This is a genomic window from Cupriavidus sp. GW821-FHT02F09 (assembly GCF_059421605.1).
The window spans coordinates 1-721 of the sequence record NZ_JBWKVH010000112.1 but is presented as its reverse complement, the minus strand read 5'-3'; the positions used below and the strand labels follow the sequence as shown (position 1 = coordinate 721).

Here is a 721-nt window from a genome sequence, read left to right as displayed (position 1 = left end):
TGGTGCTGGCGCCCTACGAGGTCTATCGCCGCGTTGCCTTGGCCGGCGCCATTGCTTCCACGCTGCTGCTTGGCCTGTTGTACTACAGCCTGCGCCGCTCCATGGTGGAGCGACGGCGCCATATGGAGGAGATGCGGCTGGCTTCGCTGGTCTATTCGTCCAGCAGCGAGGCCATGGTGGTGACGTCGCTCGATGGCACCATCATCGACGTGAATCCGGCCTTTGCCGCCGCGACTGGCTATACAGTCGAGGAGATCAAAGGCCGCACGGGCTATAGTGTCAGCGGGGCAGGCAATGCGACAGGGCTAGTCGACCGCCTGCGGGCCACCGTGGCAGCCAAGGGCAGATGGAGCGGCGAATTCTCGATCCGCCGCAAGGACGGTAGCGAGTTTCCCGCCTACCTGACCGTGGATACCTACCTGGCCCACGCGTATGGCGAGCGCCGCCGCGTTGCGCTGATCCATGACATGACCGAGAAGCGCCAGGCGGAGGAAGTCATCTGGCACCAGGCGAATTTCGATGCGCTCACGGATCTGCCCAACCGCCGCCTGTTCTTCGACCGGCTGGAACAGGAGATCGAGCATTCGCGCGGCACGCAGGATGTGCTGGCGCTGCTGTTCATCGACCTGGATCGCTTCAAGGAGGTGAACGATACCCTCGGCCACGACCAGGGAGACCTGTTGCTGCTGGAGGCGGCGCGCCGCATTGCGGCATCGGTGCG

The 721-nt window shown here is 64.4% G+C and carries 1 protein-coding gene; it reads left to right on the top strand.

Going from position 1 to position 721, the window contains the following annotated elements:
• Positions 1 to 721 (top strand): diguanylate cyclase domain-containing protein (locus AC07XB_RS39000; RefSeq protein ID WP_493688208.1); only part of this gene is annotated, 721 nt, incomplete at both ends.